Annotated in this window: 13 protein-coding genes and 2 pseudogenes; 3 read left to right on the top strand and 12 right to left on the bottom strand. The window is 31.6% G+C overall.

The features are described 5' to 3' along the window. Both JYK00_RS02935 and JYK00_RS02930 read left to right on the top strand, forming a co-directional pair. The gene (locus tag JYK00_RS02935) at nucleotides 1–1,233 is read left to right on the top strand and encodes an IS256 family transposase (protein WP_228288140.1); all 1,233 of its coding nucleotides are present in this window, start codon (nucleotides 1–3) and stop codon (nucleotides 1,231–1,233) included. A gap of 30 nt (nucleotides 1,234–1,263) precedes the next feature. Beyond that, nucleotides 1,264–1,980 (top strand): annotated as a pseudogene (locus JYK00_RS02930) (IS3 family transposase); the annotation flags it as partial. 93 nt (nucleotides 1,981–2,073) lie between these two features. Here the strand turns inward: JYK00_RS02930 and JYK00_RS02925 are convergent. The 11 genes and pseudogenes from JYK00_RS02925 to JYK00_RS02880 all read right to left on the bottom strand — a co-directional run bounded on the left by JYK00_RS02925 (nucleotide 2,074) and on the right by JYK00_RS02880 (nucleotide 10,990). Then, a complete protein-coding gene (locus tag JYK00_RS02925; protein WP_407701724.1) occupies nucleotides 2,074–2,598 on the bottom strand; it encodes a sugar transferase in 525 nt (174 codons plus the stop codon). 537 nt (nucleotides 2,599–3,135) lie between these two features. Next, the gene (locus JYK00_RS02920; RefSeq protein ID WP_207567208.1) at nucleotides 3,136–4,323 is read right to left on the bottom strand and encodes an HAD-IIIA family hydrolase; all 1,188 of its coding nucleotides are present in this window, start codon (nucleotides 4,321–4,323) and stop codon (nucleotides 3,136–3,138) included. Beyond that, on the bottom strand, nucleotides 4,320–4,910 hold the full coding sequence (gmhA, locus tag JYK00_RS02915) for a D-sedoheptulose 7-phosphate isomerase (RefSeq protein WP_207567207.1): 591 nt from the start codon (nucleotides 4,908–4,910) through the stop codon (nucleotides 4,320–4,322). The genes JYK00_RS02920 and gmhA overlap by 4 nt, the downstream gene beginning before the upstream one ends. A gap of 8 nt (nucleotides 4,911–4,918) precedes the next feature. Then, nucleotides 4,919–5,923 carry a GHMP family kinase ATP-binding protein gene (locus tag JYK00_RS02910; protein ID WP_207567206.1) on the bottom strand — a complete coding sequence of 335 codons (1,005 nt, stop codon included), beginning with the start codon at nucleotides 5,921–5,923 and terminating at the stop codon, nucleotides 4,919–4,921. Between the two features lie 157 nt (nucleotides 5,924–6,080). Next, nucleotides 6,081–6,206, bottom strand: a complete 126-nt coding sequence (locus JYK00_RS09900) for a sugar transferase (protein WP_407701723.1) — start codon at nucleotides 6,204–6,206, stop codon at nucleotides 6,081–6,083. Next, a complete protein-coding gene (locus JYK00_RS09895) occupies nucleotides 6,161–6,346 on the bottom strand; it encodes a sugar transferase (RefSeq protein WP_407701722.1) in 186 nt (61 codons plus the stop codon). Before JYK00_RS09895 ends, JYK00_RS09900 begins: the two co-directional genes overlap by 46 nt. A gap of 165 nt (nucleotides 6,347–6,511) precedes the next feature. Next, nucleotides 6,512–6,910, bottom strand: a complete 399-nt coding sequence (locus JYK00_RS02900; RefSeq protein WP_207567205.1) for a sugar transferase — start codon at nucleotides 6,908–6,910, stop codon at nucleotides 6,512–6,514. Next, entirely contained in the window at nucleotides 6,907–7,728 is an 822-nt protein-coding gene (locus tag JYK00_RS02895; RefSeq protein ID WP_207567204.1) for a GDP-L-fucose synthase family protein, read from the bottom strand. Before JYK00_RS02895 ends, JYK00_RS02900 begins: the two co-directional genes overlap by 4 nt. A gap of 7 nt (nucleotides 7,729–7,735) precedes the next feature. Beyond that, nucleotides 7,736–8,899, bottom strand: a complete 1,164-nt coding sequence (gmd, locus tag JYK00_RS02890) for a GDP-mannose 4,6-dehydratase (protein WP_207567203.1) — start codon at nucleotides 8,897–8,899, stop codon at nucleotides 7,736–7,738. A 278-nt stretch (nucleotides 8,900–9,177) separates the two neighbouring features. After that, a pseudogene (locus JYK00_RS02885) lies at nucleotides 9,178–9,705 on the bottom strand (integrase core domain-containing protein). A 118-nt stretch (nucleotides 9,706–9,823) separates the two neighbouring features. Further along, complete coding sequence (locus JYK00_RS02880; protein ID WP_207567202.1) at nucleotides 9,824–10,990, bottom strand: nucleotide sugar dehydrogenase; 1,167 nt, start codon at nucleotides 10,988–10,990, stop codon at nucleotides 9,824–9,826. A gap of 238 nt (nucleotides 10,991–11,228) precedes the next feature. On the opposite strand from JYK00_RS02880, the gene JYK00_RS02875 reads away from it, so the two are divergent. Beyond that, a complete protein-coding gene (locus JYK00_RS02875; RefSeq protein WP_207567201.1) occupies nucleotides 11,229–12,389 on the top strand; it encodes an IS110 family RNA-guided transposase in 1,161 nt (386 codons plus the stop codon). Between the two features lie 75 nt (nucleotides 12,390–12,464). Here the strand turns inward: JYK00_RS02875 and JYK00_RS02870 are convergent, their stop codons facing one another. Further along, complete coding sequence (locus JYK00_RS02870) at nucleotides 12,465–13,667, bottom strand: glycosyltransferase (protein WP_207567200.1); 1,203 nt, start codon at nucleotides 13,665–13,667, stop codon at nucleotides 12,465–12,467. Between the last annotated feature and the right edge of the window lie 71 nt (nucleotides 13,668–13,738).

Raw genomic sequence — 13,738 nt, 5'->3', positions numbered from 1 at the left:
ATGGGAATTGATAAAGAGATGTACGAGAAAGCCAAGGAGTATGCAATAAACAAAATGATAGAAAAGTACTGTAAAAATAGTGACGAACAGACAAAAATAGCGCTCAAAGAGTTCTGTGAAGCGTTTCTTGAATCATTCATGCTGGGTGAAAGGGATATCTTTCTTCAGAATCATGTGCAAGACAAAGGCAACGGATTTTACACACGGACAGTTAATTCTGCGGGGATATCGTACAGTCTCAACATTCCACGAACAAGAAGCGGGCAATTCAGGTCTTCTATTCTTCCAGAACGCTGGAAACGGAACACAACTGAATACACACAATTTGTCATGGCATTAGTTTTGAATGGTTATTCTCCCACACAAATCATGGATGTACTTGAAACACTAAAACTTCCGTACACAAAGGAAGAACTGACAAAGATTCGGGAACAACTTATGGAGAGGTTAAAGGATTTCAAGACGAGACAACTTCCAACATCAGCATTTGCATTGGTGGTGGATGCATACAGATGTCAGGTAAAGAAAGATGGAAGGGTAAGAGATGCGAGTGTATATATTGTACTTGGAATAGACATGGAAGGAAAAAAAGATATATACGGATTTTACGTTCACTTTGGTCCTGAAAATAAATTCGACTGGATGCGTGTGTTTGATGATTTGGTGAGCAGGGGATTGAAAAGGGTAATGGTGTTGGTGAGTGACAACTTTCCAGGTATGAATGACGCGGTGAAACTTGCATATCCAGAAGCTGATCATCAGCTGTGCTGGGTACATCTGAAAAGAAACGTGAACAAGCATATGAACAAAGAAGATGCCAAACAGTTTAAAAAAGAACTGAAACAAATAAAGGTTCAACCCGATTACGACACAGGGCTTGAACAGCTTAAAAAGCTGTGTGAAAGCTACAAAGAAAAATACCCGATCTTCATGAAAAAACTGTTGAATGATGCAGAAAAGTATGTGGTGTTTTTGAAATATCCCGATGAGGTGAGAAGTTACATATACACAACAAACGCAGCGGAAAGTTTCAACAGTATGTTGGAAAAAGAAAGACACAGGAAAGGAGAATACTTCCAATCGGTGGAGGTGTTAGAATTGAATGTGTTTTTAATACGGGAGAGATTAAAAGAAAAAAATTGGAAAAATTCTATACCCAAAATCAAAGGTGTGGAGTACGAGCTTTTGCAACTTTTCAATCTCAGGTACGCTAACCAGACACAATTTTTTTGACTAGTCTCCCATTTACACAAAGACAAGGAACTTAAAGAAAATATTAAAGAGATATATCTCAAATACAATGGCATTTACGGATATCGTCGTATAACAATTGTACTAAAGAGAGAAGGAAAGAATGTAAACCACAAAAAAGTATACAGACTAATGAAAGAAATGAGACTTTGTGCAAAGATACGAAAGAAAAGTTATTTGAGTAAAGCAACAAAGGGAGCGTTGCACATAGAGGAAAACATACTTAGAAGAAACTTTAGAAGCAAAAGTCCATGGGAAAAGTTTGTAAGCGATATAACAGAAATTAAAACAAAAGATGGGAAATTGTATTTGATGGTGATTCAAGACCTATACAACAACGAGATAGTAGAATATGGGATTAGCGAAAGTAATAACATAGAGTTAGTAAACAAAGTGATTGGTAAATGGTTAAAAAGTGGAAGATACAAAAAAGGTAGCATATTTCACACAGACAGAGGATTTCAATTTACACATATATTGACAGCAAAGAAATTAAAAAAATATGGCATAATCCAAAGCATGTCGAGAAAAGGAATACCGCAAGACAATGGACCAGTAGAAAGCTTCTTTAGTCATTTTAAAGAAGAATTGGTAAAAATATATGCGAAAAAGACAAAAGAAGAATATAAGAAATTGATATCAGAGTACATAAGATTTTACAATGAAGAGAGATATCAAAGGAGATTAAAAAACATGGCTCCGGTGGAGTACCGAAGCCATGCTGTTTGAAAAATTAATTAATTGCTTTTTTTATTTGTCCCACTTCCGGGGGTAAGTCCACATTATAGGTGACTGTTATTATACTTACTTTTAAAGTTTTATTCACTTCGCTCCCCTCTTCCAGAATACAGCTTCTATTGTTTGAAGTATTATTTTTAAATCCAGAAGGATGTTTCTGTTTTTTACATACCATAGATCATAGCTTAATTTCTTTTTTATCTCTTCTGTATTGGATGCGTATTTATACATTATTTGTGCCCAGCCGGTAAGACTTGGTTTTACATGGTGTCTTTGTGAATAAAATGCTATTTCTTTTTCAAATTGTCTGGCAAAGGGTATTTGCTCTGGCCTTGGTCCAACGATGCTCATATCACCTTTTAAGATGTTTATAAATTGCAATGATTCGTCTATTCTAAGCGGTCTGATTATCCTGCCAATTTTTAATATTCTATCCTGTTCTTGATCTGCAAATTTTGCTTTATCTTTTTTTTGTTTTTTCATGCTTCGAAATTTTATAAGTGTAAAGTGTTTGTTGTTTTTCCCAACCCTCAACTGCTTAAAAACAATTGGTCTTCCATCTTCTAAGTATATTGCAATTGCTGTTATTAGCATGAAAGGTGAAAATATTTTATTAATGATTCAAACGGTTCATGAAAAACATACAAAACTCTAGTATTGTATTTGTCTTTCAGTATTCTTGCTAGTTTATGATTAATTGTAGAAGGATTATAAAATAATATCACATCGCATCTTGGAATTGAAGTAAAATTAAACCATTGAATATCAAAATTGTTTATTTCATTATTTGAAACAATATTCTTATATTTTTTGTCTAAAAGCAAAATAACGTTACCCCCCATTATAACCAAATAGGTTTGAATAAGCAATCATATGAGACAAATGAGCAGGTGAAAAATGCAAAGATGCTATACATATATTCATTTTGTGCCTCCTTTTCAATTCTTTATTAAAATTTTAATATTTAAAATTTTAAAAATTTAAACAACTCTATCAGATGATTATTATTGTTTTTTAACTTTTACAGTCATTTATATTATGCATCATTTTTTGATATCCAAATAATAGATATTTGCAAATATCTTATTATTTTTTAAAGCCTCTATCAATCAATTTCTTATGTAGTTTGTTAATTTCTTATCCTCATTATGAATTATTAATAATATAACTTTTCAAACCAAAAAGCTTTATCTTGTCAACTTTTGCATTATCTCCTATCATAATCGAATTTTTCAAATCTATTCTAAAATCTTCAGTTGCTTTCAATATCATACCTGGGTTCGGTTTTCTTAACAAGGAAATTTTTCTATATTCATTAATTATTCCTTCAGGATGATATGGACAATAATAATAAGCATTAATTTTAACACCTAATTTATTCAAATATTCTATTATATACTCTGTAGTCATAATTGAATCTTTTTCAGTAAATTTTCCCTTTGCTACACCAGCTTGATTTGTAACGATTATAATTAACTTTCCCTCATTCTCGGCTTTTTTCATCAATTCAATAGCTTCTTTCTTGAAAACCAAATTAGTTCCATATATATAACCATCATCTTCAATAATGGTACCATCTCTATCAATAAACAAAGCTGGCTTTCTTTCTTCTCTTAATATCTCCGGTATTAACTTTTGAGCATTTCGATAATCCTTAGGAATACCTATATCAACAAATTCCCCCCCCATAGGTAATCCATAAAGTTTTCTATCCTTTACCAAAAAAGGAAATATGGCATTCTCTAATGAAACATTTTTACCTTTATAATCATTATAATATTTTTTTAAGGCTTTTTTCCTGAAATAATATATACCCCCATTAATATAACCATCTATATAATTTTCTGGTAATTTCCCTTTCTCTATAAATTTAACTACTTTATAATCGTCATTTATTTCTACAAATCCATATCTTGAAACATTATTCGAATATTTAAGAACAATCAAAGATTCAACATTTCTAAAATACAAGAAATCCAACAAGATCTCATATTGAATATCAAAAAATGTATCTCCATTAATTAAAATAAATTCATCATCTAATTTTTCCCATGCATTAAATATTGCTCCGGCAGTTCCTAAAAGTTTCTCTTCTCTAACATAATCTATTTTTACTCCAAATTTTTTTCCATTATGAAAGTAATTCTTAATTACTTCGCTTTTGTAACCTGTCAAAAAAAGAAACCTTTTAAACCCGTTTTCTTTTAACAAAGATACCAAATATTCCAAAAAAGGTTTCCCGCAAATGGGAGCCATGGGTTTTGGAATATCTTTTACAGCACTTCTAAGTCTTGTACCAAGTCCTCCCGTAAGGATAACAATCTGAGAAATCATTTAATCACCTCATTAAAGATGGCACTTTCTACAATCCCACATATTATATGACCTATAGTTATATGTGATTCTTGGATTCTGGGAGTGTCTTCAGAAGGAACGTTTATTAGAACATCAGCATAATCCTTCATTTTACCACCATTTTTCCCCGTAAAAGCAATAACATTCATTCCTATATTTTTTGCATATTTAAAAGCTTCAATTACATTTTTCGAGTTTCCACTAGTGCTTATTCCTACAATTACATCCCCTTTTTCGCTTATACCTTGAAGCTGTCTTACGAATACTTTTTCATAACCAAAATCATTTCCAATAGCTGTTAAAACAGAGGTATTAACAGTTAAAGAAAATGCAGGTAACGGAGGCCTGTTAAAATAAAATTTCCCCATCAATTCTGCGGCTAAATGTTGAGCATCTGCTGCACTACCACCATTTCCACAAAATATTACTTTCTTGCCATTTTTAAGCGCTCTTACTATTAACTCTGCAGAATTTTCGATTTTTTTAATTAATTCTTTATCTGATAATATTTTACTTTTCACTTCAATACTTTCTTTTAGTTTTTTTACTACTAAATTACTACCCATAGATATCACTACCTTTCAACCTTCCAAGTTACTAATCCTAAATCTTCAAACGAATAATTTATAATTTGAACTCCTTCATTTTTTAAAGCATTAATAACATCATATTTTCTGTCAATATCTGTAAAGAAAAACATAAAACCTCCTCCACCAGCTCCAGATATCTTTCCACCTAACGCTCCAGCTTTTTTAGCAGCATCATATATCTCATCAATTTTTTCATTTGTTATTCCTTCAGCCATTTTCTTTTTATATTCCCAAGCTTTATCTAACAATAATCCAAACTTTCCAAGCTTTCCAACAACCAAAGCATTTTTCATTTCAACAGCCAATTTTTTTATCTCATGCATTGCTTTAATCGATTCATTTTTTCTTTTTTTTACATTAGAAATTTGCTTTTCTAAAATTTTTGATGAATTATGACTTCCCCCGATATATGCAACTACTAAGCTATGATTCAATTCGTGAACAATTTTCTCCCTAAGTTTTAGAGGATTAACAATTGTTTTAGAATCATAAAATTCCATAAAATTAAATCCACCAAATGCAGCCGCATACTGATCCTGTCTTCCTCCTTTTATTCCTAATTCTATTCTTTCAATATGGAACGCAAGCTCTGCTACATCATAAGGAGTCAAGGGTAAATTTAACCATTCTTTAAAAGCTCCTATAAGTGCTACACAAACTGCAGAAGAAGAACCCAACCCTGAACCTGGGGGTGCATCATTTTGAATTTTTATTTCAAATCCAGTTGGAACTTCATAATGTTTTTTTACATAATTTATTACGCCTTTTATTAAATCCAACTGTCCATCATATGCTAAAAAAGCATCAATATCATATTTTAACGTTTTTTCATAATCTATACTTTTTATAACCACTTCTTTAGAATTTAAAGATCTTAGAGTTACTGTTGCATATCTGTTGATTGTTGCATTTATAACATATCCCCCATATAAATCACAATAGGGTGATACATCTGTACCACCTCCGCCAAAACTAATTCTTAAAGGCACTCGTGAACGAACAAACACTTTATTCACCTCTTTCTAGATTTTCAAAAGCTTTGTATTTAATCCAAAATCCAAGTATATAATATCAAGAAAAGATTATCAAAATGTTTCTTGATCTACACACTATTTTTCAAGATTTATTATAAAAATCAATTTTTAATCACAGCGCCCCTCTCTTAAACAACATAACTTCTAGCGTTTGAACTATAACTTTTAAATCAATAAATACACTTTTGTTTTTTACATACCAAAGATCACACTCAAGCTTTTTAGCAGTTTCATCAATATTTGAAGTGTATTTAACATAATTTGTGCCCAACCAGTAATCCCGGGTTTTGTAAGATGTCTGTATTTATAACCAATAATATATTTTTCAAACTCTTCAACAAACTTTTCTTGCTTTGGTCTCGGCCTTACTACACTAATATCACCTTTAATGACGTTATAAAACTATGGAAGTTTATCAAACTTTGGCTTTCTAATTACATCACTAATTCCGTTTTGCTCTTGAGGAGCAAATATGTTTTATTTTTTCACGTTTCGAAACTTATTAATAATTATAGGTTACCGTTATTATAGAAATTAATAGTTTCACTTCGCTCCCCTCTTCCAGAACACAGCTTCTATTGTTTGAAGTATTATTTTTAAATCCAGAAGGATGTTTCTGTTTTTTACATACCATAGATCATAGCTTAATTTCTTTTTTATCTCTTCTGTATTGGATGCGTATTTATACATTATTTGTGCCCAGCCGGTAAGGCCTGGTTTTACATGGTGCCTTTGTGAATAAAATGCTATTTCTTTTTCAAATTGTCTGGCAAAGGGTATTTGCTCTGGCCTTGGTCCAACGATGCTCATATCACCTTTTAAGATGTTTATAAATTGCAATGATTCGTCTATTCTAAGCGGTCTGATTATCCTACCAATTTTTAATATTCTATCCTGCTCTTGATCTGCAAATTTTGCTTTATCTTTTTTTTGTTTTTTCATGCTTCAACTTCATTCATTAAATATATACAAGCATCAGCTAGATCATCCACATACATAAATTCTCTATATACTTCTCCTGTCCCCCATACTGTTATTGATTCTTTAGTTATTCCTACTTTTTCTAATACCTTTTCTATTGTCTTTGGATCTTCTTTATTTATTTCTTTATCAAGTCCAAATCCTATTGGATACTTTTCTACATCTTTTATTATATCTTCATATCTTTCTTCCATCAATAATTTTCCTAAATGAAATTTTCTCAAAAGTGCGGGCAATACATGAGATGTTTCAAGATTAAAATTATCATTAGGTCCATAAAGGTTTGTTGGCATTACGCTTATAAAGTTTGTGCCGTATTGCTCGTTAAAATACCTTACCATTTTTATTGCAGAGATTTTTGCTATCGCATAGGGTTCATTTGTTGGTTCAAGTTCTCCTGTAAGTAGATATTCTTCTTTCATTGGTTGTGGTGCATATTTTGGATATATACATGATGAACCAAGATTTAGAAGTTTTTTTACACCGTATCTATACGATGCTTCTATTACATTTCCAGCTATCATTATGTTTTGGTATATAAATTCTGCTTTGTATGTGTTATTTGCAAGTATTCCTCCAACCTTTGCCGCTGCTAAAAATACATATTCTGGCCTTTCTTTTTCAAAAAATTCTCTTGTTGCTTTTTGGTCTGTAAGGTCAAGTTCTTTATGTGTTTTTGTTATTATATTTGTATATCCAAGCTCTTTTAATTTTCTAACAATAGCTGAACCAACAAGCCCTCTGTGCCCCGCTACGTATATCTTTGAATCTTTTTCCATTTTATGATCACCCTTCTTTTATTATTTCATTTCTGTGTTTTTCTTTTATTGCAAGCATCAAGTCATATTTTACCATTTTTTGTATTAATTCGTCAAAGGTTACTTCTGGTTTCCAGCCAAGTTTTTCCCTTGCTTTGCTTGCATCTCCTAAGAGTATATCTACTTCTGTGGGTCTGAAGTATTTTGGATCTACTTCTACTACTGTTTTTCCTTTTTTTAGGTGCTGAAGATTCAATTTAAAGTTTTCTAAATCCGGGTGGCTTTGTTTTACTTTTTCTACAAAGTCTATTAATTTGTCTTTTTCTATGTTTTTAATTATTCCTTTTTCATTTATATCTTTTCCTTCCCATTCAAGTTTTATTCCCAGGTTTTCAAATGTTTTTTCGCAGAATTCTCTTACAGAATGTGTTTCACCTGTTGCAAGGATATAATCATCTGGCTCTTGCTGCTGAAGCATAAGCCACATTCCTTTTACATAATCTTTTGCATATCCCCAATCTCTTTTTGCATTTAGATTTCCAAGGTATAATTTTTCTTGTGTTCCCAATAAGATCCTTGTCGCTGCTCGTGTTATTTTTCTTGTTACAAATGTTTCGCCTCTTCTTTCTGATTCATGGTTGAATAATATTCCATTACAGGTAAACATATTGTACGCTTCTCTGTAGTTTATTGTTATCCAATATGCGTATAATTTTGCAGCTGCGTATGGACTTCGTGGATAGAATGGTGTTGTTTCTTTTTGGGGGATTTCCTGCACCTTTCCAAAGAGCTCACTTGTAGATGCCTGGTAGAATTTTACTTTCTTTTCTAAGCCGAGAAGCCTTATTGCTTCAAGTAGTCTTAACGTTCCCAATGCATCTGAGTTTGCTGTGTATTCTGGTATTTCAAATGATACTTTTACATGACTTTGCGCAGCAAGGTTGTATATTTCATCTGGTTGGATTTGTTGAATAAAGTTTACAAGCATTGTTGAATCTGTCATGTCTCCGTAATGCAAGAATAATCTTGCCCCCTCTTCATGTGGATCTTTATATAAATGGTCTATTCTTCTTGTGTTAAATGTTGATGATCTTCTAATCAATCCGTGTACTTCATATCCTTTTTCTAAAAGTAGTTCCGCTAAATATGAGCCGTCCTGGCCTGTGATACCAGTGATTAGGGCTTTTTTCATAATTATTTCCTCCCCGATATACAATTTGATTCTGTTAACCAAAAGTATTCATATATTACATTTAAAAAAGGAAACCATTCCCTCCAACATATTCCAGCAGAGAAGGTTATTTGAAATGTTCCGATTGCTCAAAAACCATGGAAATCAGAAAAATACGTCGCTCTTTTGTTGTCTTCAAACGCAGTTATTGTCACTCTTTTTCCAGGGTCATTCTCTATCTTCCTCATCGCGTTCCTTTTTCTGTTCAATATAATGCACCCAAAAAACTGGACAAAAAATCAAGCAATTTTGTATAGACTTACGAATTCTTCGAATTCCTCCTTTGAATCTTTGTATCCTAAAGCACTATGGGGATATTCTTCGTTATAGAACTTTTCAAACGCCCTGGTTTTCTCACAGAGTTCTTCGTAACTTGGATTATCTAATACCCATGCTACTTCTTTTTTGTACATTCTAAAATACCTTTCCGTATTAGCATTACCTTTTGGATTGTTGTAGTCTATATAATATTACCCATCCTCCATCTTTTGTGTATGCCTTTGTCATGTCTATACCTAACACTTCCCCTGGCCTTGTTGGCTTTATCTTTTTTTGTATGGTTCTACAAGCTTTTTTGTGCTTAACTTTGAAAAGTAATCCATTTTCTTTCACCTGTTCTATATACCTTCTTTTGGTTGAGCTTGTTTCCTGTAATACTAAGCCTGTAAAATACCATGTTCTCTACAGATTTGAGAAACACTCTTTTCACGTCTAAGTCCTTCCAGAATTATTGCCATCTTTTCTTCAGTTGAAAGTTTCTTTGCCATATATCTTGCCCCCTTTGTCTTTATTCTAACATTCTACTCTTTTTTTGTTCAACTTTCATGGGGAGCAGTATATTCTATTTTACAGGATACAGAGTCTTTTTTGCTTTTACAGTGCTGATTAATCCCTCTCAAACAAATCTCTTGTGTAGACTTTTTCTTTTACATCTTCAATCTCTTTAAACATTCTATTCGCAAGTATAATATCCACACTTTCTTTAAATACATTTATATCTTTTTCAACCTTCAAACCCATAAATGTATCTTCTTTTAACACGGGTTCATATATTATTATTTCTACACCCTTTTGTTTTAGCAATTTTATCACATCTAATATAGCAGAGTGTCTGAAGTTATCTGAATCTTTTTTCATAATTAATCTATATACACCTATAACTTTTGGATTTTTCTTTATTACCATATCTGCTATGTGCTTTTTTCTTATTTGATTTGCTTCTACGATTGCTTTTATCAATGTATGCGGAACGTCTTTATAACTTGCAAGTAATTGTTTGGTGTCTTTTGGTAAACAATAACCCCCATATCCAAATGAAGGATTATTATAATAATTTCCTATCCTTGGATCAAGGCATACTCCTTCAATTATTTGCTTTGTATCAAGACCTTTAATTTCTGCGAATGTGTCAAGTTCATTAAAGAATGCCACTCTCATTGCAAGAAACGTATTTGCAAATAATTTTATTGCTTCAGCTTCTGTTGAATTTGTAAAAAGCACAGGAACGTCTTTTTTTATAGCACCTTCAACGAGTATATCAGCAAATTTCTTAGCTCTTTCAGACTTTTCACCAACTATTATACGGGAAGGATACAAATTATCATATAAAGCTTTACCCTCGCGTAAAAATTCGGGAGAAAAAATTATATTATCTGTTTTAAATTTCTTCTTTGCCTCTTCTGTAAATCCAACTGGTATTGTGGATTTGATTATAATAACAGCAGCTGGATTTATTTTTAATACATCTTCTATAACTTTTTCAACTGATGAAGTATCAAAATATTTTCTATTATGATCATAGTCTGTTGGTGTTGCAATAATCACGTAATCCGCCTCTTTATATGCTTCGTTTTTATCTAAAGTTGCCTTTAGATTTAACTTTTTATTTGCAAAGAAATTTTCAATTTCCTTGTCTTTTATTGGACTTATTCTTTTATTTATCATTTCTACTTTTTCTGGAATTATATCTAATATAACAACTTCATGATTTTGGGAAATCATTGTTGCAAGTGATAATCCCACATATCCTGCCCCTGTTACTGTTATTTTCATTATGTCACCCCTCGTGTATAATGTAGTAGAGAAATTTGCAAATCAATCCAACTCTGAGTTATCATATAACTAAAGTAATTCAGTCCCTCCTTGCACGTAAGTGCCTGGTTTAGTCTGACTAACTTTGGTATGAAGGTTGAATTGTTACTCGGTGAATGAGCTTTGAGCTCCTACATAGTGCGAGAGTCTTTTGCCTTCATACCCAGAGTTGGATTTTATTTGAAAGGATGTGTTTTTTATGTCTTTTGTTGGTATTGATATTTCCAAAGACTTTTTTTCTTTCTTTTTTGATAACTCCTTAAAAGGCATCCTTCCAAACTCTATCGATGGTTATGAATCTCTTGTTTCTTTATTTCCCGATAAGTCTACTTCTTTTGTCCTTGAATCTACTGGTGTTTATTCTAAGAATCTTTTTGGTTTTCTTTTCTCTCATGGTTTTAAGAATCTTTTTTATGTCTCTCCATTTGATGTTTCCAAAACCAGAAAGATTCTTAATCTTCCTAAAACCGACAAACTGGATGCTATCCTTATTCAAAAAGTTGCTCTAAAGTTTCCTGAAAAACTCGTTCCTTTTCTTCCAAATGAGTCTTTTTTTATTTCTCTTAAAGAACTTACCAGGTTTAGATTTTATCTTTCTTCTCAGCTTGTTAAAGAAAAAACTTATCTTGCTAATCTTATTTCTTCTTATTTCCCCGGTCTTTCTTCTAATCTTAATTTGTCCAATACTTTACTCAATATCTTATCCGATTATTCTGCTGAGGATATTGTTAATATGTCCATTGATGAATTGTTCGATATTGTCTCTTCTCTTTCCAAAAAAAGACTTAATATTGACTTTACTAAAAAACTTAAAAGTATTATCTCTAAGGTTTATCGCTCTACTTTAAATGATTTTAATACCGCTAATTTTACTATTTCTCTAACCTTTGACAGAGTTAAACTCTTAAAAAGTCAGATTAAATCCATTGATAAACAGCTTAAGTTTTATTTTGATAGACTCAATACTACTCTCCATACTATCCCAGGTATATCTGTTGTCCTTGCTGTTTCTATTATTTCAGAGATAGTTGATATTAATCGCTTTAAATCCCATTCTAAGTTAGCCTCATACGCTGGCCTTCGCTGGGATTTAAACGATTCTGGTAAAGTGGTTAATAACCACAAGTCACTCTCTAAGAAAGGTAATAAGTATTTACGTTATTATCTCTACCAGGCAGCTTCAAGTGCTATTAGATTCGATCCTGTGCTTAGAGATTACTACAAATCCAAACGAAATGAAGGTAAAGCTCACAAAGCTGCTGTTGTACTTACTGCTAGAAAACTTGTAAGAAGTATCTACTATATGCTTAAAAACAACGTCCCTTACAAACCTTTTGAAACAACCCATGTGTCAAACTAATCTTTCAATGACCTTTTGTACCTTTTGTTACAATTTTGCTTTTTTCTCTTTTTGCTCTTGACTTATTACCGGTGACTAATAAGATATTTTTTCAAAGTGCTCATAATTTTCATCGATAAATTTGTCATTCATAAAATATTTGTGAATAAATTTTGGAGAAGAATCATAGTAATACTCTATACTCTCTTTTGCAACATTTTCATACGAAAGGAGTTTACTCATTTTCATCGAAGCTTTTTTCATCTTATTTAGAAATTCTTTGTTTTCAATTAATAATTTGATTTTTTCGTATATTTCTTTAACTGAGTTGCTGTATAAATACAAACCATTTCCATCTATAAAATGAGCTGTTGTGCCATAATACCGTAATATAAGTGGTGTTTCAGTGGCTATTGCGTCTTCTATTAATGTTGTATGTTGTGTATTCCATATAGCAATATCAGCTAACTTTAAAACTTCCAAAGTTTTTTTTCTATCAAGCCATCCTAAATATTTAACATTTTTTGTTTTTACCATCTTTTTCTCAAAGTCTTTGTCAAATATTTTCCCAAATATTATTAACTTAACATTTTCACCTTCTATAATTTTAAAAGCATCAAGTATCTTATCCATTCTTTTTCTTTTAGTAATTTTGCCCCCTGTAACAATAATTAGATCATTTTTATCAAAACCATATTTTTTCCTTAACTCAAACATATTTTCCTTAGGAACATTTTTTGTATCAGCTCCAATGGGCAAAAACCTAATCTTATCTATTGGTGCAGATAAATATTTTATTGGGAACAAACATCTCAATGGAGTTACACCGAAAATTAGATCTATATGTTTATAACATTTTTTTAATAAAATTTTCCAAAACAATAATAATTTCCAAGTGACACTTCCGTGCGAGATGTTAATATCTGCATGATTATCAACCGCTAAAAAAACTCCCGGATGTGCTTTCTTATATTTAACTACAGTAAAAATTGATAGAGAAGTCAATCCATGATGGAAAATATAATCAGGTTTTTCTTTTTCAATGGTTTTGTATAGTCCATGAAGAAAAACATATCTTTTTTTAAATTTTCCTTTTACAGGAAGTCGGATTATTTTAACACCATTTTCATAATATTCTTTCACACCTACTATTCTTTTTTCAGGTGGTACAAACGCTGACATTCTATCTGAAGTTATATGGACCACTTCATGCCCCAATAATTTTTGGTAATAAGGCAAAATATTCTCTTGATAGCCATATCCATCATTATAAAATCGTGATATATGTAATATTTTCATACAGTATTTTCCTCCTAATTAAAATTCAATTTGATAATCAAATGTTCATTTGCAAACTCTGTCGTTACTCT

The sequence above is a fragment of the Thermosipho ferrireducens genome (assembly GCF_017358165.1).
In the GTDB taxonomy this organism is placed as follows: Bacteria; Thermotogota; Thermotogae; order Thermotogales; family Fervidobacteriaceae; genus Thermosipho_B; species Thermosipho_B ferrireducens.
Note: the sequence above shows the minus strand (reverse complement) of the source record. Positions and strands in the feature narration are given on the sequence as shown.